Annotated in this window: 15 protein-coding genes; 7 read left to right on the top strand and 8 right to left on the bottom strand. The window is 67.0% G+C overall.

Annotation, left to right across the window (positions count from 1 at the left end; genetic code table 11):
* Window positions 1-52 precede the first annotated feature (52 nt).
* From OG2516_RS17845 to OG2516_RS20090, 8 genes are all read right to left on the bottom strand, one after another.
* Entirely contained in the window at window positions 53-2,746 is a 2,694-nt protein-coding gene (locus OG2516_RS17845) for a glycosyltransferase family protein (RefSeq protein WP_156799437.1), read from the bottom strand.
* A gap of 55 nt (window positions 2,747-2,801) precedes the next feature.
* Window positions 2,802-3,872, bottom strand: coding sequence for a hypothetical protein (locus OG2516_RS17850; protein ID WP_007257040.1), 1,071 nt, complete (start codon window positions 3,870-3,872; stop codon window positions 2,802-2,804).
* On the bottom strand, window positions 3,869-6,982 hold the full coding sequence (locus tag OG2516_RS17855) for an FkbM family methyltransferase (protein WP_007257041.1): 3,114 nt from the start codon (window positions 6,980-6,982) through the stop codon (window positions 3,869-3,871). Before OG2516_RS17855 ends, OG2516_RS17850 begins: the two co-directional genes overlap by 4 nt.
* Window positions 6,983-7,253: 271 nt before the next feature.
* Complete coding sequence (gene rfbA, locus OG2516_RS17860) at window positions 7,254-8,156, bottom strand: glucose-1-phosphate thymidylyltransferase RfbA (RefSeq protein ID WP_040616323.1); 903 nt, start codon at window positions 8,154-8,156, stop codon at window positions 7,254-7,256.
* A gap of 37 nt (window positions 8,157-8,193) precedes the next feature.
* The gene (gene rfbC / locus OG2516_RS17865; protein ID WP_007257043.1) at window positions 8,194-8,751 is read right to left on the bottom strand and encodes a dTDP-4-dehydrorhamnose 3,5-epimerase; all 558 of its coding nucleotides are present in this window, start codon (window positions 8,749-8,751) and stop codon (window positions 8,194-8,196) included.
* On the bottom strand, window positions 8,748-9,629 hold the full coding sequence (gene rfbD / locus OG2516_RS17870; protein ID WP_040616324.1) for a dTDP-4-dehydrorhamnose reductase: 882 nt from the start codon (window positions 9,627-9,629) through the stop codon (window positions 8,748-8,750). The genes rfbC and rfbD overlap by 4 nt, the downstream gene beginning before the upstream one ends.
* Entirely contained in the window at window positions 9,629-10,687 is a 1,059-nt protein-coding gene (rfbB, locus tag OG2516_RS17875; RefSeq protein ID WP_007257045.1) for a dTDP-glucose 4,6-dehydratase, read from the bottom strand. The genes rfbD and rfbB overlap by 1 nt, the downstream gene beginning before the upstream one ends.
* Before the next feature lie 279 nt (window positions 10,688-10,966).
* Window positions 10,967-11,383, bottom strand: a complete 417-nt coding sequence (locus OG2516_RS20090; RefSeq protein ID WP_156799438.1) for a hypothetical protein — start codon at window positions 11,381-11,383, stop codon at window positions 10,967-10,969.
* Window positions 11,384-11,917: 534 nt separating this feature from the next.
* On the opposite strand from OG2516_RS20090, the gene OG2516_RS17880 reads away from it, so the two are divergent.
* From OG2516_RS17880 to OG2516_RS19195, 7 genes are all read left to right on the top strand, one after another.
* Window positions 11,918-12,928 carry a LacI family DNA-binding transcriptional regulator gene (locus OG2516_RS17880; protein WP_202795427.1) on the top strand — a complete coding sequence of 337 codons (1,011 nt, stop codon included), beginning with the start codon at window positions 11,918-11,920 and terminating at the stop codon, window positions 12,926-12,928.
* Window positions 12,925-14,235 carry an ABC transporter substrate-binding protein gene (locus tag OG2516_RS17885; protein ID WP_007257047.1) on the top strand — a complete coding sequence of 437 codons (1,311 nt, stop codon included), beginning with the start codon at window positions 12,925-12,927 and terminating at the stop codon, window positions 14,233-14,235. The genes OG2516_RS17880 and OG2516_RS17885 overlap by 4 nt, the downstream gene beginning before the upstream one ends.
* An 88-nt stretch (window positions 14,236-14,323) precedes the next feature.
* Window positions 14,324-15,169 carry a carbohydrate ABC transporter permease gene (locus OG2516_RS17890; protein ID WP_007257048.1) on the top strand — a complete coding sequence of 282 codons (846 nt, stop codon included), beginning with the start codon at window positions 14,324-14,326 and terminating at the stop codon, window positions 15,167-15,169.
* Complete coding sequence (locus tag OG2516_RS17895) at window positions 15,166-15,993, top strand: carbohydrate ABC transporter permease (protein WP_007257049.1); 828 nt, start codon at window positions 15,166-15,168, stop codon at window positions 15,991-15,993. The genes OG2516_RS17890 and OG2516_RS17895 overlap by 4 nt, the downstream gene beginning before the upstream one ends.
* Window positions 15,994-16,008: 15 nt before the next feature.
* On the top strand, window positions 16,009-18,099 hold the full coding sequence (locus tag OG2516_RS17900) for an ADP-ribosylglycohydrolase family protein (protein ID WP_007257050.1): 2,091 nt from the start codon (window positions 16,009-16,011) through the stop codon (window positions 18,097-18,099).
* Window positions 18,099-19,205 carry an ABC transporter ATP-binding protein gene (locus tag OG2516_RS17905; protein ID WP_007257051.1) on the top strand — a complete coding sequence of 369 codons (1,107 nt, stop codon included), beginning with the start codon at window positions 18,099-18,101 and terminating at the stop codon, window positions 19,203-19,205. Before OG2516_RS17900 ends, OG2516_RS17905 begins: the two co-directional genes overlap by 1 nt.
* Before the next feature lie 543 nt (window positions 19,206-19,748).
* Window positions 19,749-20,345, top strand: coding sequence for a hypothetical protein (locus OG2516_RS19195; RefSeq protein WP_007257052.1), 597 nt, complete (start codon window positions 19,749-19,751; stop codon window positions 20,343-20,345).
* Window positions 20,346-20,365: the final 20 nt, after the last annotated feature.

The following is a 20,365-nucleotide window of genomic DNA, read 5'->3' on the forward strand; positions in this document are numbered from 1 at the left end:
CGAGCAAGAAGGGCAGGGAGCCGCGCCACCGGCGCTGGAAAGCTAAACGGACCTAGCGTGTGTGATAGACTCTCCCTGCGCTGATACGCTTCTCAACTTCCTCCGGGCTGGTGTCGTTCGCCCACGTGGACAACTCTGCGCCGTCGGCGGAGTGACCGGTCAGCTCGGGGAGCACCACGTTCACCCGGCGCTGCACCTTCAGTGAGTTCGGGGATTCCTGCCATTGCCAGAGATCGAAATGGCTGCCGCGCACGGGGCCGGGGTTTCCGCGCCTCATACCGTCTTTAAACCACCAGCTCAGCGGTCCGATGCTCTGGAGCGTGCGGGGCCGGGCCATGAAGTTCTTCCCGTCGACGGAGTCGCTGAAAACGATCTGCCTGCCTTCGAGCTCGGAGGTGGCGAAGCCGGGGTGAATGTCGGTGTGGTAGCCGCTCACGAAGCCGAGCAATCCGGGGTCCGCGGCATTCGCGACGGTGGCCATGACCTCGAAATAGGAGCTGGGCTCGAGGATCTCGCAGTCGTCTTGGATATAGCAGACGTAGTCGGGACGATGCTCGGTGCGCGCGATCGTGTGCTGCAACGCCGAGCCGAGCATGTTCCACGAGTAGGGCAGGCCCTGCCGCTGCCCAGTCCAGAGCACCTGGTGGACGTGCTCGGTGTAGAATTGCAGGATTTCAGCTGTCTCGCGATCGAGCTCTTCAGCCGCGATGAACAGCCGGTGCTCGAACGGCGATTGCTGCATCGCGTCCACCAGCTTCTCCAAGCTGCGCGAAAAGAGCTTCGGCCGCTGGAACGTAGTCATCATCACATCGATACGCTCGGTCGATCGGGCGATGGTGGATCGACTGCGGGTGCCGAACATGAGGTCGTGGATACGGGGCCGGCGAGAGGCGGGTTCGACCTGGTGGGCTTCCCTCAGGGCTAGGCGGACGGACTTGGCGTGCAGGCCGCTGGCATGGGCCGCGTCGAGGATGACCCTCTCGAGCTTGTTCTGGCGCTCGAGGAGCAGTGGCGCCTCCTCGCGGATCTTCACCAGCTTCCGCGAGAGGTCTTCCCGCTCAAGTCCGGCGAGGAAGTTCCCGATGCGCCGGGCGTCGGTTCGGTAGAGCTTCGTCTGCTCCCGCATGCCGAGATCGTCGCACTCGATGAGGAAGGCGTTCGTCTCTGAAACAACGTCGCACATCGGGTGGCCGTTCAGGACGGCGGGCACCACCTCGAGCGCCCACGCCTCCAGGATGGAGAGCCCGTTCCCTTCACACTCGTTCGGGATCAGGCTGACATCGGCTGACCTGTGGAGGTCGCGGACCATCGCGTGATCCGTTGGCTCGTCGATCAGCTTTTCGACTTGCGGGGCCGCCAGAAGGCGCGCGCGGACTTCCTCCGGTAGACGCGAGCGGAACTTCAGATCGAAGACGAGGTCGGTGCGGTCGCAGGCCAGCATCGCTTCGACAACGGCAACGGGGCTCTTGCGCGACATCTCGTCGTAGTCGTTGCCGATATAGAGGACGCGGATCTTGTCTTCCGCTTCACCTGTTCGGGGTGCGGCTTCGTGATCGGGTGCGAAAGCCGGGGGCCAGGGCAGATGCTCGACGTGCTGCCCGCAGAACATCCGGCGGAGGTCGTCCAGCCGGTAGGGAACGGGAGCGAGAACCAGATCGGCGTAGGTGCGAACCAGGGGAATGATGCTGTCGCTCAACCAGTCCAGGTTGACGTAGAACACCTTGAACGCCCCTTCGAACCCGCGGTCGAACGGCACGAATCGTTCGAAGTAGAACACCATTTTGGGGCTGTCGATGTCCGCGGGGTCGATCCAGTGGTCGAGCTCGGGATGTGCGTCGACCGTCGGAGCGGTATGGTAGGAGATCTGGTAGGCGATCTGGTGCCGTCGCAGGATGGCCGTCACCTGCTGGAGCTGCGTCGTCAGCCCGGAGACGGAGATCGGACACCACAGCAGCATCACTTCGGCCTGATTGTCGCGGCGGGTGCGGGCACGCCTGGCGCCGGAGCTGCTTTTCCGGGGCAGCGAGTTGAACGCCGCCTCGAACTTGCGGCAGGACTGGCGTTGTATTGGAAGCAGGCTTTCGGCCAGCAAGATCTCGATCACCGTGTCGGGCGCGAGCATGAGATGGCCGGGAAGGTGCAGGCTGAACCCGTATCGTCCATCGCCGCACTGGCGCTCCTCGAGGTGCTCTCGTGGCTCGTTGGCGGTGATCGGGTCCGAGAGGTAGTCGCCAACCCGCACCCGCACGCTGATCTTGAGGGCGGGGTCGTCCCTGACCATGCACCAACCCGAGACACGGCGGCTGGAGTACAAGCCGAACCACCCTTCGTACGCCTTGCGCGGGAGGTGCAGCGGCACGGCCTGCGGTTCTGCCGGCGCAATTGTCCCTTCGGGAGCCTGGAGCGAGGGAGAGAGCAGGATGGTGCCGGACAGGTCGAGGAGCTCGATGCGCTGCCGCGGCTGCGCGGGCACCGTCTCGGGGAGCGTCAGGGAGAAGCCGTGGGCGACGTTGCCGATGCCCTTGGCGGCAAGATGAGGGCGTTTCTCGTTCGCCAGCAGGGGAGGGGAGACGTAGGAGTCGATCCGAACCTGAACGCGAAGGGATCTGCCGGGAGCGGACGTGTCGCGGAGCCAGCCCTTCAGGCGGTGGCCCGGAAAGAGTCCAACCCAGCCTTCATGCGTCGAGGGAGACTCGGGTGGACGGCGCAGGAATTTGCCCATTGCAGACCGAAGTTTGCGTTTCATTCGCCTCACTATTCGCTGTCCGATCCGCGCCCGCTGCGGGTCCGCGGGGTCTTTATCAGGATGGCTGCTGCGGCATTCCTGCCACGTCCGGCTTGCTCGCCCGCCGCGCCAGGTTGGCCATAACCGCGTATTGCAGTTGCGCTTCCTTGTCCGCGTGCAAGCTAACAATGTCGTCGACCTCGAGCGCGGCAAGCCGGGCTTCATCGTCGTCACCGGCGACTCTCGGCACATCGTAGCGGAATGTCGGGAAGGTGAGTCCGAACTCGCTCTTCAGGGTGGTCATGTCCGCCAGGTGGACACGGTGGATAATGTCGCGGATTTCGGGCCGCAGCTCGGCCCGGGTGTAGTCGTTCTTCTTCTGCTCGGCCTCGATCGCCACGAGGAGCGCCTGGTTCACAGAGTTGCCGGCCTTTCGCCTGTCCTGCCAGACGCTCCGGTTGAACTTGACCAGCAGCGACATCGCCTCGGCCGAGAGCGCGGCGTTTGAAGTTGCCGGGGCGATCGTCATCTCGCGCACAGTGCGCTTGGGGAAGATCTGGGCGAGCAGGTCCATGCTGACGTCCTTGCGGAACAGCTCGTCGCGGGAGAACCGGCGCATCGTGACCTCTCCAGGCACAAGGCGGTGCAGCTTGCGCAGCTTGAGGGTGTATTCCTGTGCCTCGCGCGGATCCTTCACCCAGCCACCGTATTTCAGGATCTGCTGGGCGGAAGACAGGTAATGGCTGGCCGGCTCGCGCAGGTAGACGACCACGTCGATCGTCGACGCCATTGGCGACAGCCTAGCGATCAGCCGTTCGAACGATTGCGGCCGCATGCCGAAGCAGAACTCGCTCGACAGCAGGAGCACCTCTGGCACGGCGGCGTCGACTTGTTCAGAGAGCGCTAGCCAGAGCTGCTCCGCTCGCTCGATGCTGGCGGTTCTGCCCTCTGCGCTCGTCCGGCCGAAGTTGCCGCGATACTCCTCGTCGTCGAGCACGGCGGGCAACAGCTCGCTGTGGTGGGTCTTGCCACCGAGGTCGGGGTAGAGAAGGCCGAACCTTGCCAACTCGGCGCGGTGCGAGGCGCAGGTGTCCTGAATTGCCGTGGAGCCGGTCTTGTTGCTGCCGACATGTAGGACGATCCTCAAGACCGGTCTCTCCTCTTATGGGCTGCGCCCGGTTGCCATGGCTGACAGCGCGTCGCCTCCCTCAGTTCACTGCGCAGGCGGGCGATCTTGGACCGTGCGACAAAGGCATTCTTCAGTTCCAGGTGGCGGATGTGCTCGACCTTGCGCAGCTCTTCGGAACTCTCCCGCGGCAGGAACAGGTGCGTCGGCGACCGGTTGAAGGTGCCGACGAGCATGTAGTCGAAGCCGTCCAGGATCCTGTAGACGTTGCGGAACTCCTTCGACGTCTTCGCCTCGCAATATATAGCCGGCCGGTCCCGTGCGATGAGCTTGGCGGCGCCGTGCAGCACCTGCGTCTCCATGCCTTCCACGTCGATCTTGATCACCGAGACCGGCAGGTCGTACGCGACACTGTCGAGGGTGACGATCTCGATCCGGTCGACACCGGCATGGCCTTGCTCGGCGCCAAGCTCGAGCTGCCAGCGACCGATGTTCTCCGGGGAGCCTTCCAGCAGCGTGGCCCAAGACCTCCTGCGGCCCGCGCCCGCCTGCACGACGTGCACGCGATCGGCGAAGCCGTTCAACTCGGCCGATTGGCGAATGGCTTCGGCGAGGCTCCTGTTCGGCTCGAAGCTGTAGATTTGGCAGTCGGTGTACGCCGCCAGGCCGATGGAGTGATTGCCGACGTTGGCGCCGACGTCGAGCACAGCCGTTCCGGCGACCGTGCGGCCGATCATGTCGCCCAGCATCTCCTCCTCGTAGGGCACCTGCTGATCGGCGAGAAACTTCTGGATCTGGTCCTCGTCCCTGTTGGGGAGACAGAGCGAATAGGCCTTCTCCCGGAACCGGATCTGCGTCTTGTGGCTCGAGGGCTTGCCGGTCTGGTGCGGAAGGCTCGGGGGAGGCGCAGCTTTGTCGGAATTGCGCGGTGGAGCGGTCGCATTCAGCGCCGCTGGCTGTGCCGTGGCCAGAGCATCGAGGTCGACACCGGCCTGGTGCATCGCCAGCAGGCTCGCGGCGAACCGGTCGGCGTCGTGGCCGGCCGGCACCGCCTTGTCGCGTTTCAGTTGTCGCCCGCAGCCGGCCGTGAGGGCGCCGGTCAGCTCCACCTTCGTCGCCGCGTCGATGTCACAGTCGAGCACGACCTTGAGATAGGCGGCGAGGAAGGTCACGCGCTGCTTGATCGTCGGAGGAGGCTTGCGTCGCCAGGCATCCGTCGTGGACCCTTGCCACATGAGTTTGTGATAAAGCGCGTTCGGCTCGCAGACGATCTCTCCCATCCGCGCCACCGCCACGTCGTAGAGCGCCACCGAACGCCGGCCGTCGGGGCTGTAGCCTTCCGGCATGCGCAGCCCCGCCTCAATGGCGCGGCTGTGCATCAGGACGCCTCGGACGAAGTTCCCACTGCTCCCGAACTGCTCGACCATCTTTCGGAGCCGCTCCACCATCGTTCCCCGGATTTCGGGCGCGGTGACCCCGTCACTCACCCCGTGCATGAGCGTGCGGCACGACGTGCCGAGCGCCGTGGGGTGCCGGGTCAGCGCGTGGTCCAGGAGTTCGAGGAAGTTCGGCTCCAGTTGATCGTCATGGAACAGGAAGCAGAACCGAGGGGCGGTGACCCGTTCGATCAGCGCGTTGAATCCGCCGACCCAGTGCTGCCGTTCGACCTGCTCGATCACGACGAACCGGTGATCGTTCCGGGCGTGCCGATGCGCAACCTCCGCTGTGGCATCGTCCGAGAGGTCGACGCTGATAATCGCTCTGAAACGTGCGAACGTCTGCGCGCTCAGGCTGTCGAGCGCCTTCTGAAGGAAGCCTTCCGCGTTGTAGGCGGGGATCAACACGTCGATCTCGGCCGGGGGCGGGGACGTCGCGGCCGGGTAGGTCCGGATCGCCGGAGCGATCCTGTCGGCGGTCTCGGTCGCGAACAGGGGAGCCATGCACCACTTGCCGGTGTCGACGCTGGTGTACCCGTCGTGGGTGCGCGGCCCGATATCGTGGCGCTGGTGGATTTCCCCGGACGGGTCGCTGACGTCCGTCTCGCCCCAGCTGAAGATCACGCCGCCCTGCACGTCGACGCTCTCGCCGAGCTGCCCCCCTTGCGCCGCCAGGTGCCGGTCGATCCGACCGAGTTCGGTTCTGAAGCTCTCCCAGGTGGCAGCCTTCAGCTCCGGCGTGACCGCGGAGTGCCAGTCGGGTGGCGCAAGGGCCGTTGAGCTGCCGATGCGGCCTGCGGGATACCATGACAAGTAGAGGTGTTCGCCGAAGTTCACGATGTCGCCGAACCCCCCAAGCACGATCGTGGTGGAGCCGATGAGAGGCAGGGGGCGGCTCAAGCGGGCGTGCGCGGCCAGCTTGTAGCGAAACAGCCACGGGCGGGGCGGGACCAGGCCGAGGCCGGCGTCGATCAACAGCCTGTTCGCCCAGAGCGCGTTGACCACGTGCTTGTAGGTCTCCCGAGCCATCTCCTGGTTGGCTCTGAGGGTATGCACGCTCAGGCCGTCGGTCTCGCGCGTGACCTGCCTCACGCGGTGGTTCCCTAGAAAGCTGATGCGCGGATGGCTCAGAACAGCCTGCGTCACAGCGTCGGCGACGACGTGGGGGTTCAGGGCGACCTCGGGCGTTCGCACCGCACCGATGATGGTCGCCGGGTCGTACTGCGAGGAGCGCTCCGCATCGGACACGCGCTCGAACAAGGGAGCATCTTGGAGTTGGACCGCCGGTCCGAGCCGGGCACGGTTGGCGTCGACCATCTCGCCGACACGCCGGGCGTGATCGAGGACCTGCTCCGGGGAGAGCAGGCTGTCCGCATGAACTGCGTAGGTGAACGGGCTGGAGCGCGAGGCTTCGATGCGGGAGCGGCCAATGTAGCGATCCGCCATCGCCGAGAACGCGGCCGCGCCGTCCACCAACCCGGGCGCGGTCCTTCCGGAGGGATCGTTGGCGAACAGGTAGCCGAGGTGGATCTTGCCCTCGTTCCAGCGGCTCGCGGCGGTCATCGGGGCGTCGGCGACCTCGTATAGGTCGACCCGCACGCCTCGATCGGCCAACTCCAGCGCAACGAGCGCGCCCTGAATACCCGAGCCGAGGACAGCAACCGGACCGCAAAACCCACGAGACCTCGTTGCCATTCTCACTCCGTCAGTTCACGATACAAGACTGCCCGCGAGATTTAGCCATGTTTGGGCGGCGGATGCTAGATGTGACCCCCTCTCGGATTGCGATGTGAACCGCCCCGGTTTTTCCCCGTGTCGCCATCGGACGAGGGCGGCGCGAACAGCACTATGCCGCGTGCCGAGGTGGCGCGGGTGACACCGCTATCGGCGCAGACGACGTCCCTGCGGGTGGAAGTCCGTGAACCTGCTGGCCCGCTCCCTCGAGCAGGCTAGGGCTTCGATAGGTTCAGCTCTGTTCCACGAGACTCAGTAAATATTGCCCGTAGGCGGTTTTCTCGAACAGCGCGGCGCGGTCGCGTAGCGCGTCGGCGTCGATCCAGCCCTGTCCGTAGGCGATCTCGTCGGGGCTGCCGGTCTGCAGCCCCTGCCGGCTCTCCAGAGTGCGGACGAAGTTGCCTGCGTCGAGCAGCGAGTCATGGGTGCCGGTGTCGAGCCAAGCGAAGCCGCGCCCCATGCGCTCGACCGAGAGCTTGCTCTCGTCAAGGTAGCTTTCGAGCAGGCTCGCGATCTCCAACTCGCCACGCGCCGAGGGCTGCACGAACCGAGCCCGCTCCGAAGCGGAGCGATCGAGGAAATACAGGCCGGTCACGGCGTAGTTCGAGGGGGGGATCGCAGGTTTCTCGATGATCGAGCGGGCTCGCCCACGCTCATCGAAATCGACCACGCCATAGCGCTCCGGGCTGGCAACGTGGTAGCCGAACACGGTGCCCCCCTCGATGCGCGCATCGGCCTGCGCCAGGATTTCGGGCAGGCCGTGACCGAAGAAGATGTTGTCGCCGAGCACCATGGCGGAGGGTGCTCCGGCCAAGAAATCCTCGGCCAGGATATAGGCTTGGGCGAGGCCGTCCGGGCTGGGCTGCTCGATGTAGGTGAGCGAGATACCCCACTGGCTGCCGTCCTCGAGCAGTCGCCGGAACTGCAACTGGTCCTCCGGAGTGGTGATTACCGCGATTTCGCGGATGCCAGCCAGCATCAGCACCGACAGCGGGTAGTAGATCATTGGCTTGTCGTAGACCGGCAGGAGCTGCTTCGAGACCCCCATGGTGATGGGGTAGAGCCGTGTCCCGGAGCCACCGGCGAGAATTATGCCTTTGCGGCGGATCGTTCGGGCATGAAGGGCGGCGTTCATGAAGACCTCGAAAGAGCGGCTTCGAAGGGGCGGGCGGTCAGACCGTGAAGGGGCTGGTCCAGTCGGCAAATTGCGGCGCAGCCCGGTCCTTGTTCGACAGGGTCGCCGTGACAGGGTCGATACCCCAGTCGATGCCCAGATCGGGATCGTCCCAGGCCACCGCGCCGTCGCAGTCGGGTGCGTAGATGTCCGAGCACTTGTAGAGCAGGTCGACATCCGGAGTCAGTGTCGCGAAGCCGTGCAGGAAGCCCGCCGGCACAAACAGCTGGCGGCCGTTCTCGGCCGAGAGATCCACCGCGACATGGCGGCCATAGGTCGGCGAGCCACGCCGCGCATCGACGGCCACGTCGCGCACCGTGCCGCGGGCGACCCGGACCAGCTTGGCCTGCGCATGCGGCGGGCTCTGGTAATGCAGGGCGCGCACGGTGCCCTTCGGAGCCGAATAGGAATGGTTGTCCTGCACGAAATCGATCTCGATCCCATGCCCGCGCAGCGTCTCTCGGTTCCAGCTCTCCATGAACCAACCGCGATCGTCGCCGAAGCGGCGTGGCTCGAGGATCAGCACGCCGGGCAGCGCGGTCTCGGTGATCTTCATGTTGTCATTTTGACGTGTTTCAGCACCGCGTCGAGCCCGATGTGCCAGTCTGGCCGTGCAAGGTCGAAAGCGGCTTCAGTCGTTCGACAGTCGAGCCGCGAGTTCAGCGGTCGCGGCGCGGGGGTGGGGTAGTCGGCACTGGGGATCTCCTCGATCCGACAATCGAGCCCGGCCCGCGCCATGATCTCGCGCGCGAACCCGGCCCAGCTGGTGTCCGGCGTGCCCGAGAAATGATAGATCCCGCTCTTTCCCGGATCGGCTGCAAGCGCTTCGGCAATGGTTGCGCAAGCACGTGCGATGGCGTCGGCCGGGGTCGGGCCGCCGGCTTGGTCGGCCACCACGCGCAGCTCGTCGCGCTCGGTGCCGAGCCGCAGCATCGTCTTCACGAAATTTGCCCCATGCGCCGAGAACACCCACGACGAGCGCAGCACTGCCCAGCCGGCAGGATTCGCGGCCATTGCCACGCCCTGCTCGCCCAGGAGCTTGGTGCGTCCATAGACGCCGAGTGGTGCCGTGGTCGCGTCGGTCGCATAGGGCGCGTCGTCTGCGCCGTTGAAGACGTAGTCAGTCGAGATATGCACGATAGGCAGTCCCGCCTCAGCCGCCAACCGGGCCAGCGCGGCGGGCGCTTCGGCGTTGAGTGCATGCGCGGCCGGCTCCTCGGTCTCGGCCGCGTCCACGGCGGTCCAGGCGGCGGCGTTGATCAGTGCATCAGGGCGGAACGTGTCCAACGTCCGGCGCACCACCTCCATCGCCGCACCGGGTCGTGACAGGTCGGCTTCGTCGCGGCCCAGGCAACGGATTTCGTAGCCAGTGCCCGACAGGCGGGCCAGTTCGCGCGCGACTTGGCCCGAGCGGCCGAGAACAAGTAGCCGCATTATGCCGCCCCCCGGCCGGTGCCGAGGCGCTCGCCCACGCCGTCGCGCCCCTGCAATGGCCGCCACCAGGTCTCATTGTCGAGATACCACTGCACCGTGCGCCTGAGCCCTTCCTCGAGCGTCACCGAAGGTCGCCAGCCCAGCTCGTCGCGGATGCGGCTGGGCTCGATCGCATAGCGTCCGTCATGGCCGGGCCGGTCGGCGACGAAGGCGATCTGGTCGGCATAGGAGCCGCTAGCTTTCGGGCGGAGCTCATTGAGAATGGCGCAAAGCGTGTGGACCAGCTCGAGATTGGTGCGCTCGTTCTCGCCGCCGATATTGTAGCTGCGCCCCAAGGCGCCGCGCTCCAGCACGGTCAGCAGCGCATCGGCGTGATCCTCGACATAGAGCCAGTCGCGGATGTTGTCGCCGCGCCCGTAGATCGGCAGCTCCTTCCCCGCCAGCGCGTTGAGGATCACCACCGGCACCAGCTTCTCGGGGAAATGGTAGGGGCCGTAATTGTTCGAGCAGTTGGTCAGCACCACCGGCAATTCGTAAGTTTCGTGCCAGGCGCGCACCAGGTGATCCGAGGCAGCCTTCGATGCCGAGTAAGGCGAACGCGGATCATAGGGCGTCTCTTCGGTGAACTTCATCTCCGGATCGGCGGGCAATGAGCCGAACACCTCGTCGGTCGAGACGTGATGGAAGCGGAAGCCTTCAGGCCGGCCCGCCTGCACCCACCAGGCGCGCGCTGCCTCCAGCATGTTGTAGGTGCCGGTGATGTTGGTCTCGACGAAGTCGCCGGGCCCGTCGATCGAGCGGTCGACATGGCTCTCGGCCGCAAGATGCATCACCGCGTCGGGGGCGTGTTTGGCGAAGACCTGGTCGAGCGCAGCTCGATCGCGGATGTCGGCCTGCTCGAACGCGTAGAGCGGGCTGTCGGCCACGGAGGCGAGGCTGGCGAGGCAGGCGGCATAGGTCAGCGCGTCGAGATTGACGACCTGATGGCCCCGCGAGACGGAGAGGCGCACCACCGCCGAGCCGATGAACCCGGCGCCGCCGGTGACGAGGATCTTCATCGGTTGTCCCTTTTCATTATCCTGACAGCTTACGCTGACTGAGCCGGAACAGTTTTCATAGGGCGGTCGCCCCCACTGGAGCGACTAAGCGTTATCGGGCAATGGAGTCCTTCATCGGGTATCCGAGTCGAACTGCGCCGCCGGCGCTGTCCGTCGCGGGGCGCGGACATCCTGGCCGACGCAACCGCGCCAACGCAACCTAGGGTAGAAAGTGGCTCCGTTTCAGCATGTCGTGGTCTTGTTCCGGCCGATGGAGCGGCCGAGGCTCCCGCCTTCAGGTCAGGCGGCCCCTAGACTTGCAGCCTGTACCAGCGCCAGAAAGCCCGTCGCCGCCGGCTCGCGGCCCGGCGCCGGCGGCGGTCGAGCGCCTTCAGCTCTCGCTGCAAGCGCCTGCCCCGGACCGACACGCCCGACCCCGACACCTCCGGAAACAGGTCGACGGCCAGGCGCGTCCTCAATCGACAGACCTGCCGCCGCGATCTGGTCCTGTGCGTCCTGCCGCGCCGACTCGTCCGGCCCGACCAGCGCACGGCCGATTTCCTCATACTCCGGCGAGACGATACCGAGGTCGAGGAAACTCTCGCCGGGACCGTCCAGCATGGCCGCGGCTTTGGTCGCGACTTGCCGCTTCAGCCGTGCGTCGCGCAACCGGCGGTGACGGAGGTAGTCCCATTGCAGGTCGGCGAGGTGCCGCACCAGGATCCGCTGGTACGCCGTGGCGGGGCTAATTCCGCGTTCAGGGCCTCCATCAGCTGGTCGAACTGGGCAGGATCTTCATCTCGCCACAGGCTGGGAGCGCCCAGCCAGGCCGTCGTGGGGTCGCTCGGGTAGGTTTGCAACTCTTGGCTCATATGAAGCTCCGTTCGGCTGGCACCAGGAAGGGGCTGCGAACTCGTCGGCTCGCGCTGCGGAGGACCTGCGAAGGCCATCCACGTGCTGGTTTTGTTCTGCTCGACGACTGACTGCCTGTACAGGAGCACCACTTTACCTTCGCCTCGCGGAGGCGGCGCACCAGGAGCCTCGAAGACCAAGACATGAACCTCAACCACGTCCTGCTCGTCGTCTCCCGGCGCGGTAACCGGGGAGGACTCGCCTATCGGCGCCCAAGAATGCGCTCGTGAGGCCGAGGGCGGGGATTAAGCGGTGCCAATACGTATTGACTTACACGTTATTCGTATCGATTGTCGCCCCATGAAGCGCGGGGCGAGAATCACGCAGAAGGATGTGGCGGTGCGGGCCGGGGTGTCGCAAGCGACGGTGTCGACATTCCTCGCCGGGGGCGACGGCGTCGTCGCTTCGGAAACGGCGCACCGGATCGAGGCGGCAATCGCTGAACTCGGCTACACGCCGAACCGCTTCGCCCGAGCACTGCGGACCCAGCGCAGCATGGTCGTCGCCTGCGTGGTCCCCGATATCACCAACCCGTTCTACCCCGCGCTCTTCGCCGCCGCGCAGGCGACGATGGGCAGCGAGTACGACGTGGTCGCCATCAACACCGGCGGCGCCGCCGAGGCCGAGGACGCGGTGATCGCCGCGGCCCTGCAGGGGCGCTACGACGGCCTCGTCGGCGTGTTCTTCACCCGCCGCGCCTCGGACTTCGCCGACGCCGTGCGCGCCGGCGTCGCGGTGGCGCGCATCGAGGCGCATCCCAAGGCCGGCGGCGCGCTGGCCATCGACGACGTCTTCGTCGACAACCGCCGCGCCGCCGCCGAGCTCACCCAGACGCTGCTCGACCTCGGCCACCGGCGGATCGAGATGATCGCCGCGGCGGGTGGCCCCGAGACGGTGCGGGTCGAAGGTTACCGTGCGGCCATGGACCGTGCCGGCCGCGAGGCGGTGGTGCACACCGCGCGGGCCTATTCCGCCGCCGGCGGCGCCGAGGTGGTGCAGGCGATGCTGCGCCGCGACAAGCTTCCGACCGCGCTGCTCGCCGCCAACGACCTGATGGCCATCGGCGCGCTGCGGGTGCTCGGCGAGGCCGGCGTCGCGGTACCCGGCGACGTCTCGGTGGCGGGGTTCGACGACATCATGCCCGCCGCGCTGGCAATGCCGCAGCTCACCACCGTGGCGCTGCACCAGGACGACCTCGGCGCCCGTGCCGCCGGACTGCTGCTCGCCCGGCTCACCGGCGCCGCGGAAGGGCCGGGGCGGGTGGTGGAGATGCCCTTCGACATCGTCGCGCGGGCCTCGATCGGCCCGCCGGCAATCCAGGATACACAGAGGAGGAGGACCTCGACATGACCAAGGCCCACTACAGGACCACCACGCTGGCCGCGACCCTGCTCGCCGCACTCGCCGGACAGGCCGGCGCACAGGACGTGATCTGGTGGTACGAGCAGGCGACGCCCGACCAGCAGCAGCTCATCGCCGACCTGATCGAGGCGCCCTACGCCGAGGCCAACCCCGACGAGACGCTGGTGATCGACTACCGCGGCAACGAGCTCGACAAGCAGCTCCGCGTGGCGATGCTCTCGGGCAGCGGGCCCGACGTGGTCTACACGCCGGGGCCGTCCTACGTCGCGCCGATGGCGCAGTCGGGCCAGCTGCTGCCGCTCGACGACTACGCCGAGCAATACGGCTGGAACGACCGGATCCTGCCGGTGTTCCTCGAGATGGGTCGCTACGACGGCACCCTCTACGCGCTGCCCAAGACCTACGAGACGCTGGGCCTCTACTACAACGCCTCGCTGTTCGAGGAGAACGGTTGGGAAGTCCCGGGCTCGATCGCCGAGCTCGAGACGCTGGCCGACGAGATGCTGGCCAAGGATATCGTGCCCTTCGCCGCCGGCAACTCCGACTGGCGCGGCGCCAACGAGTGGTTCGTGTCGCTGGCGCTCAACGCCGTGGCCGGCCCCGAGAAGGTCTACCAGGCTCTCACCGGCGAGATCCCTTGGACCGATCCCGCCTTCGTGGAGTCGATCGACGCGCTCGCCCGCTGGTGGGAGGCCGGCTATTTCGGCGACGACTACTTCTCGCTCGACAGCGGCGAGCAGGTCGCCGCCATGCTGGCGCAGGGCGAGGCCGGGATGATGCCCTCGGGCACCTGGGCGTTCCAGAACATCGACATCTATTTCGGCGAGAGCGGGGCGGAGCCGGGCTTCACCGGCTTCCCCTCGGCCGAAGGCGAGCCGGTGTTCCCGCTCGGCGTCGGCTCGACCTTCTCGATCGCGCAGAGCTCGGACAATCCCGACGGCGCCGCCAAGGTGATCGACTTCATCTTCTCGCCCGGCTTCTACGGTCCGATGAACTCGGCCTGGCAGGGTGAGTGGAACATCCCGCTCAGCGACCTGTCGGGCGTCGAGATGGACCCCGACGCGATGCCGATCTTCGTCGAGGCAATGGCGACGCTGGCGACGTCGGTGGACGAGGGCAATTACGGCTACACCTCGTGGACCTTCCTGCCGCCGGCCACCAACTCGCTGCTGATCAACGGCATCGAGGAGGTATGGCTCGACCGCACCACAAGCGAGGAGTTCCTCGCCGAGCTCGACGCGCAGTTCCAGCAGGAGATGGCCGAGGACAAGGTGCCCGCGATCCCGGCCCGCTGAGCCGGCAGGGAGGGGCGCGCCCGCGCCCCTCCGCTCTCCCCGCCCGCCCGACGACCCCGCTCCAGACCACGGAGGGAAAGGAGGCCTCATGCATCGCCTCTACGTGCTTCCCACGCTCATCATCAACGTCGTCATCATCGCCATTCCGGCGCTGCTGACGATCACCCTGGCCTTTTTCCAGTGGGACGGCATCTCGTCGCCGCGCTTCGTGGGCGGCGAGAACTTCGCCGACCTCTGGCACGACCGGGTGTTCTGGACGGCGCTGACCAACAACGTGATCTGGACGGCGATCTTCCTCACCGTGCCGGTGGGGATGGGGCTGCTCGCGGCGACGATGATGCTCGTCGCCCGGCGCGGCTCGACCTTCTTCCAGGTCGTCTACTTCCTGCCGGTGATCATCGCCACCGCGATCACCGCGCGGATCTGGCAGGGGATGATCTACTCGCCGGTGACCGGCATCAACGGGCTGCTCGACCGTTACGGGCTGGAGATGACCAACCCGCTGACCCAAACCGCGACCTCGCTCTACGGCATCGCGGTGGTCGACCTCTGGCACTGGTGGGGGTTCCTGTGCGTGATCTTCTTCGCCGCCCTGCGCCAGGTCCCGGCCGAGCAGGTCGAGGCGGCGCGGGTCGAGGGGGCGACCTTCTGGCAGACCATGCGCTACGTGCTGCTGCCGGGGATCAAGCCGACGATCACGCTGATGCTGATCATGACCGTGATCTGGTCGTTCCTGGTCTTCGACTTCGTTTACATCCTGACCCAGGGCGGACCCGCCTATTCCTCGGAAGTTCTGTCGACGCTGGCCTACCGCTCGGCATTCTACGACCTCGCGGTGGGCAAGGCGGCGGCGGTGTCGGTGGTGATCAGCCTGTTCGGCCTCTGCGCCACCGTCTTCTACATCCGCGCCCAGGCCAAGGAGTTCGAGGAATGACCGAGAGCCGGACCACCCTCTACATCGTCTACACCGCGCTCGGGATCCTGCTGTTCATCACCCTGTTCCCGATCGCGCTGATGGTGCTGAACTCGGTGAAGCCCTCGACCCAGATCGTCGAGAACCCGCTGGCCTGGCCGGAGGTGTTCCGCTGGGACAACTTCACCCGCGCCTGGGACGACGCCCGCTTCGGGCGGACGCTCTGGAACTCGGTGGTGCTCACCACGCTGACCATCGTGCTGGTCTGCACCACCGGCTCGCTGAGCGCCTACGTGCTGGCCCGGCGCAAGATCAAGACCTGGAAGGTGGTCACCTTCTACCTGCTGGCCACCACAACGGCGCCGATCCAGCTGTTCCTGTTCCCGCTCTATTTCGGCTTCGCCCGGCTCGGGCTGATCAACAATCCGCTCGCGGTGGCCTGCATCTACACCGCCGTCTATTCGCCCTTCGCGATCATGCTGCTGCGGACCTACTTCCTGGCCGTGCCCAAGGAGCTCGAGGAGGCCGCGCTGGTCGACGGGGCGACGCACTGGCAGGTCTTCCGCCGCGTGTTCCTGCCCATCGTCAGCCCCGGGATCCTCACCGTGGCGCTGATCATCGGCCTCTATTCCTGGAACGAGTTCCTCGTCGCCACGACCTTCCTGCAGGGCCGCGACCGGCTCACCGCGGTGGTCTCGTTCTTTCAGCTCTCCGGCCAATACACCTCCGACTGGGGTGAGATCATGGCCGCCGCCCTCATCATCGTCCTTCCCGTCGTCGTCCTCTTCGTGGCGCTCCAGCGCCGTTTCATCGAAGGCATGGCCGGCGGATCGGTGAAGGGCTGACCAACGGAGAAGTCCATGTCGCTACCCAACGACCACCTCGAGCGTGTCTATGCCGGCGTTCTCGGCAAGCTGATCGGCGTCTATCTCGGCCGCCCGTTCGAGAACTGGCGCTATGAGCGCATCCTGCGCGAGCTCGGGCCGATCACCTACTACGTGCACGACCGGCTGGGCGACCCCCTCGTGGTCACCGACGACGACGTCGGCGGCACCTTCACCTTCCCCCGTGCGCTCGAGGATCACCGGCTGTCGACCGACCTCACGGCCGAGGAGATCGGCGAGACCTGGCGCAATTACCTGGTCGAGGAGCGCGCCATCCTCTGGTGGGGCGGGGCCGGCAACTCGACCGAGCACACCGCCTGGCTGAACCTCGACAAGGGGATCAAGGCGCCGGCCTCGGGCTCGATCGAGACCAACGGAGCGGCGGTGGCCGAACAGATCGGCGCGCAGATCTTCATCGACGGCTGGGCGCTGGTCTCGCCGGGCAACCCCGAGCAGGCCGCCCGGCTCGCCCGCGCCGCCGGCTCGGTCAGCCACGACGGCGAGAGCGTCCACGCCGCGGTGCTCTGGGCGGCGATGGAGGCCGAGGCCTTCGTCTCCCGCGACGTCGACCACCTGCTCGACACCGGCCTGAGCTTCATCCCCGAGGATTGCCTGATCGCCCGCCTCGTCGCCGACCTGCGCGGCTGGGTGGCGGCCTCCAACGAGGACTGGGAGGCGACCCGCCAGAAGGTCGAGGACAAGTACGGCTACCAGCACTATCCCGGTAATTGCCACGTGGTGCCCAACCACGCGCTGATGATCATGGCGCTCTTGCACGCGCCCGATGACTTCCAGCGCGGCCAGATGATCGTCAACACGAGCGGCTGGGACACCGATTGCAACGCCGGCAACCTCGGCTGCCTGCAGGGGATCATGCACGGGCTCGCCGGTCTCGAGGCCGGCCCCGACTGGCGCGGGCCGGTGGCCGACCGGCTGCTGATCTCCACCGCAGACGGCGGCAACGCGATCACCGACGCGGTGCGCATCGCCCGCTGGCTCACCGATCTCGGCCGCCAGCTCGCGGGCGAGGCGCCGCTGCCGGCGCCCAAGGACGGCGCCCGCTTCCACTTCACCCTGCCGGGCTCGGTCCAGGGCTTCCGCGCGCAGAGCGGCGACGCCGCGCTGGCGCAGCTCCGCGTCCACGGCACCGGCGAGGCGCTGGCGCTCGACCTCGAGGCGCTGGCCCAGGGCCGCGAGGCGGCGGCGACGACGCCGGTGTTCTCGCCGCCGGAGGTGAAGAAGATGCGCACCTACGACCTGCTCGCCTCGCCGCTGGTCTATCCCGGCCAGCGCCTCACCGCCCGGCTCAAGGCCGAGCGGCTGTCGGGGACGGTCGAGGCGCGGCTGCGGGTGCGCCACTACGACGGCAGCGACCGGCTGGTCGCGCTCGACGCGCCCGAACCGACCCTGCTGCGCTCCGGCGAAACGGTGGATCTCGCCTGGACCCTGCCCGATCTGGGCGGCCAGCCGATCGCGGAGGTCGGCGTGGTGCTGACCACGCCGACCGGCCGCGCCGCCGGCCGGGTGCTGCTCGACCGCATGGGCTGGGACGGGGCGCCCGACGTGACCTTCCGCCGGCCCGCCGAGGGCGGCGACTTCTGGTGGCGCGCCTGGGTCAACGGCGCCAGCTTCTTCTCCAAGCACTTCCAGCAGGACATCCGCATCAGCCAGGCTCGCGGCGCGGGCATGATCCTGCAGGGCACCCGCGACTGGACCGACTACCGCGTCGAGGCCGACATGATGTGGCACCTCGGCCCGGTCGGCGGCCTGGTCTTCCGCGCCCAGGGCCTGCGCCGGCACTACGCCGCCCGGCTCACCGGCGCCGGCACCCTGCAACTGGTGCGCCGCCGTGACGACGAGGAGACGGTGCTCGACGAGACCCCCTGCCGGATCGATCTCGAGACCCCGTTCCAGCTCGTCGTCCGCGCCGACGGCGACCGCCTCTCCGCGACCATCGGCGACCACAGTGTCAGCGCCACCGACGCCACCTATGCGGGCGGCGCGATGGGGCCGCTGGTGCAGGAAGGCGCGGTCTCGGCGACGCGGATCCACGTGGGAGCGGTGTGATGGCCTCGGTCGACATCGAGAACGTCAGCAAGGCCTACGCCGGAATGCAGGTGATGCACGGCGTCGACGCCGCCATCGCCGACGGCGAGTTCGTCGTGCTCGTCGGCCCCTCGGGCTGCGGCAAGTCCACCCTGCTGCGGATGATCGCCGGGCTCGAGGAGATCACCGGCGGCACCATCCGGATCGGCGACAAGGTGGTCAACGGCACGCCGCCCAAGGAGCGCAACGTGTCGATGGTGTTCCAGAACTACGCGCTCTACCCGCACATGACGGTGGCCGAAAACATGGCGTTCTCGCTCACCCTGGCCGGCGCGCCGAAGGCGGAGAAGGATGACAAGGTCCGCCGCGCCGCCGAGATCCTCGACATCACGCCGCTGCTCGACCGCAAGCCGCGGGCGCTCTCGGGTGGCCAGCGTCAGCGCGTTGCCATGGGCCGTTCGATCGTGCGCAACCCGGCGGTGTTCCTGTTCGACGAGCCGCTGTCCAACCTCGACGCCAAGCTTCGCGTGCAGATGCGCAGCGAGATCAAGGCGCTGCACCGCCGCCTCGGTACCACCATGATCTACGTCACCCACGACCAGGTCGAGGCGATGACCATGGCCGACCGGATCGTGGTGCTGCAGGCGGGCCGCATCGAGCAGGTCGGGGCCCCGCTGGAGCTCTACGACCGGCCGGCCAACGCCTTCGTCGCCGAGTTCATCGGCTCGCCCTCGATGAACCTGATCCCGGCCCGCGCCAGCGGCGGCCAGCTGCAGATCGACGGCGGCGGCGCGGCGGCGCTCCCCGCCGCCGCCGCCGTCCCCGACGGCGCCCGGGTCCGCATAGGCAAGCGCCCCGAGGAGATCCGCCCCGCCGCCGGCGGGCTGCCCGCGCGGGTGGAGAACATCGACCCGACCGGCTCGGAGAGCGTCGTCGACCTCACCATGGCCGGACGCCCGCTGACCATGGTGCTGCGCGAGCGGCCAACCTTCGATGTGGGGGACGAAATTGCGGTCACGTTCGATAATGGTGCTACGCACTTTTTCGACGAAGCGAGCGGACGACGTCTCGAGCGCGGCTCCGTCGATGGGCAGTCGTCTCGGATGGCTGAAGGTGATCTCGAGTAGCCTGGCGCACCGATGGGCGCGGACAGGTGGCGTCGAGCCAGATGGGGGACCATCGGCGATGTCCGACAGCCCCACTGCCTGCGCCCCTGCGGAGGTTTTTCGCGGCTTAAGGAAGTTGGAGAAACTCTAATGAGCCTGCCCAAGCAGGCTCGCTTTTGATCGTCAGCGCCGATCAGACCCCAGAAGCTCGGAAAGCTTCATGTTGATATTGGTCATCGGGGTCTTCGTGACGAAGCTCACGGGCGCGCGAGTCGACCGCTGGCGTTCGTAGAGGTGATGCGAGAAGTCCTTGTTTCGACCATCTCGCGTGTTGGCGAAGGCTGAGGAGGCACAAAGCGCTGATAACGGTCGAGAGCGGGCGTCTGACGCTGCAACGCGGGCGGCAAGCGTCATCGGGCATAGGAGTCGACCAACGCCCTCAATCGGGCACGCCCCGGGGGAGGGGGGTCAAAAGCCGAAAAGGCCAGAACAACCCCACGCACAGTGAGATGGCGAACCGACGGCCACTTGTGCGGCGGCAGGACGTCACCCATCTTTGCCGTCATGGCGCGGAAGAAGAAGTCACCCGAACCGCAGACGCGATCGCATAAGCTGCCGGCTGCAGAGTTCCTGCCGGTCGAGGGGCTTTTGCCCGTCGACGACTGGACCTTCGAGACGCGCAAGCTCAACGAAATTGCCGAGCTCCTCTGGCTCCCCGAGAGCCTGCCCGAGGCCGAGCGCAACGCGCGGATCATGCGGGCGCTCGAGTTTTACGAGGAGCTGGAGCCGAAGGGTGCGGCCGAGGGTATGCTGGCGGCGCAGATGGTGGGTACGCACGCGGCGGCGCTCGACTGCCTGCGACGGGCGGCAATCCAAGGTCAGAGCTTCGAGGGCCGGGACGCGAACCTCAAGCACGCCCACAAACTGATGGCGCTTTACAAGCAGCAGTTGGCGGCGCTCGACAAGCACCGGGGCAGGGGCCAGCAGAAGGTGACCGTCGAGCATGTCCACGTACATTCCGGTGGGCAGGCGATCCTCGGCAACGTGGAGAGACAGGAAGACGGGCAGGGGCGGGCGCCGCCGGGGGTCGAGCATGCGCCAGAGGCCCCGCTCGAGCCGCAAGAGGCGTCCGAGTCGTCGGAGGACCGAACCGAGTCATGACGGGAAACATTCGCGCAACA

The organism is Oceanicola granulosus HTCC2516 (genome assembly GCF_000153305.1).
GTDB lineage: Bacteria > Pseudomonadota > Alphaproteobacteria > Rhodobacterales > Rhodobacteraceae > Oceanicola > Oceanicola granulosus.

Coding starts and splice junctions, on each gene's coding strand:
- OG2516_RS17845 (WP_156799437.1), bottom strand. CDS start 2,746: ATGAAACGCAAACTTCGGTCTGCAATGGGCAAATTCCTGCGCCGTCCA.
- OG2516_RS17855 (WP_007257041.1), bottom strand. CDS start 6,982: ATGGCAACGAGGTCTCGTGGGTTTTGCGGTCCGGTTGCTGTCCTCGGC.
- rfbA (WP_040616323.1), bottom strand. CDS start 8,156: ATGAACGCCGCCCTTCATGCCCGAACGATCCGCCGCAAAGGCATAATT.
- rfbC (WP_007257043.1), bottom strand. CDS start 8,751: ATGAAGATCACCGAGACCGCGCTGCCCGGCGTGCTGATCCTCGAGCCA.
- rfbD (WP_040616324.1), bottom strand. CDS start 9,629: ATGCGGCTACTTGTTCTCGGCCGCTCGGGCCAAGTCGCGCGCGAACTG.
- rfbB (WP_007257045.1), bottom strand. CDS start 10,687: ATGAAGATCCTCGTCACCGGCGGCGCCGGGTTCATCGGCTCGGCGGTG.
- OG2516_RS17885 (WP_007257047.1), top strand. CDS start 12,925: ATGACCAAGGCCCACTACAGGACCACCACGCTGGCCGCGACCCTGCTC.
- OG2516_RS17890 (WP_007257048.1), top strand. CDS start 14,324: ATGCATCGCCTCTACGTGCTTCCCACGCTCATCATCAACGTCGTCATC.
- OG2516_RS17895 (WP_007257049.1), top strand. CDS start 15,166: ATGACCGAGAGCCGGACCACCCTCTACATCGTCTACACCGCGCTCGGG.
- OG2516_RS17900 (WP_007257050.1), top strand. CDS start 16,009: ATGTCGCTACCCAACGACCACCTCGAGCGTGTCTATGCCGGCGTTCTC.
- OG2516_RS17905 (WP_007257051.1), top strand. CDS start 18,099: ATGGCCTCGGTCGACATCGAGAACGTCAGCAAGGCCTACGCCGGAATG.
- OG2516_RS19195 (WP_007257052.1), top strand. CDS start 19,749: ATGGCGCGGAAGAAGAAGTCACCCGAACCGCAGACGCGATCGCATAAG.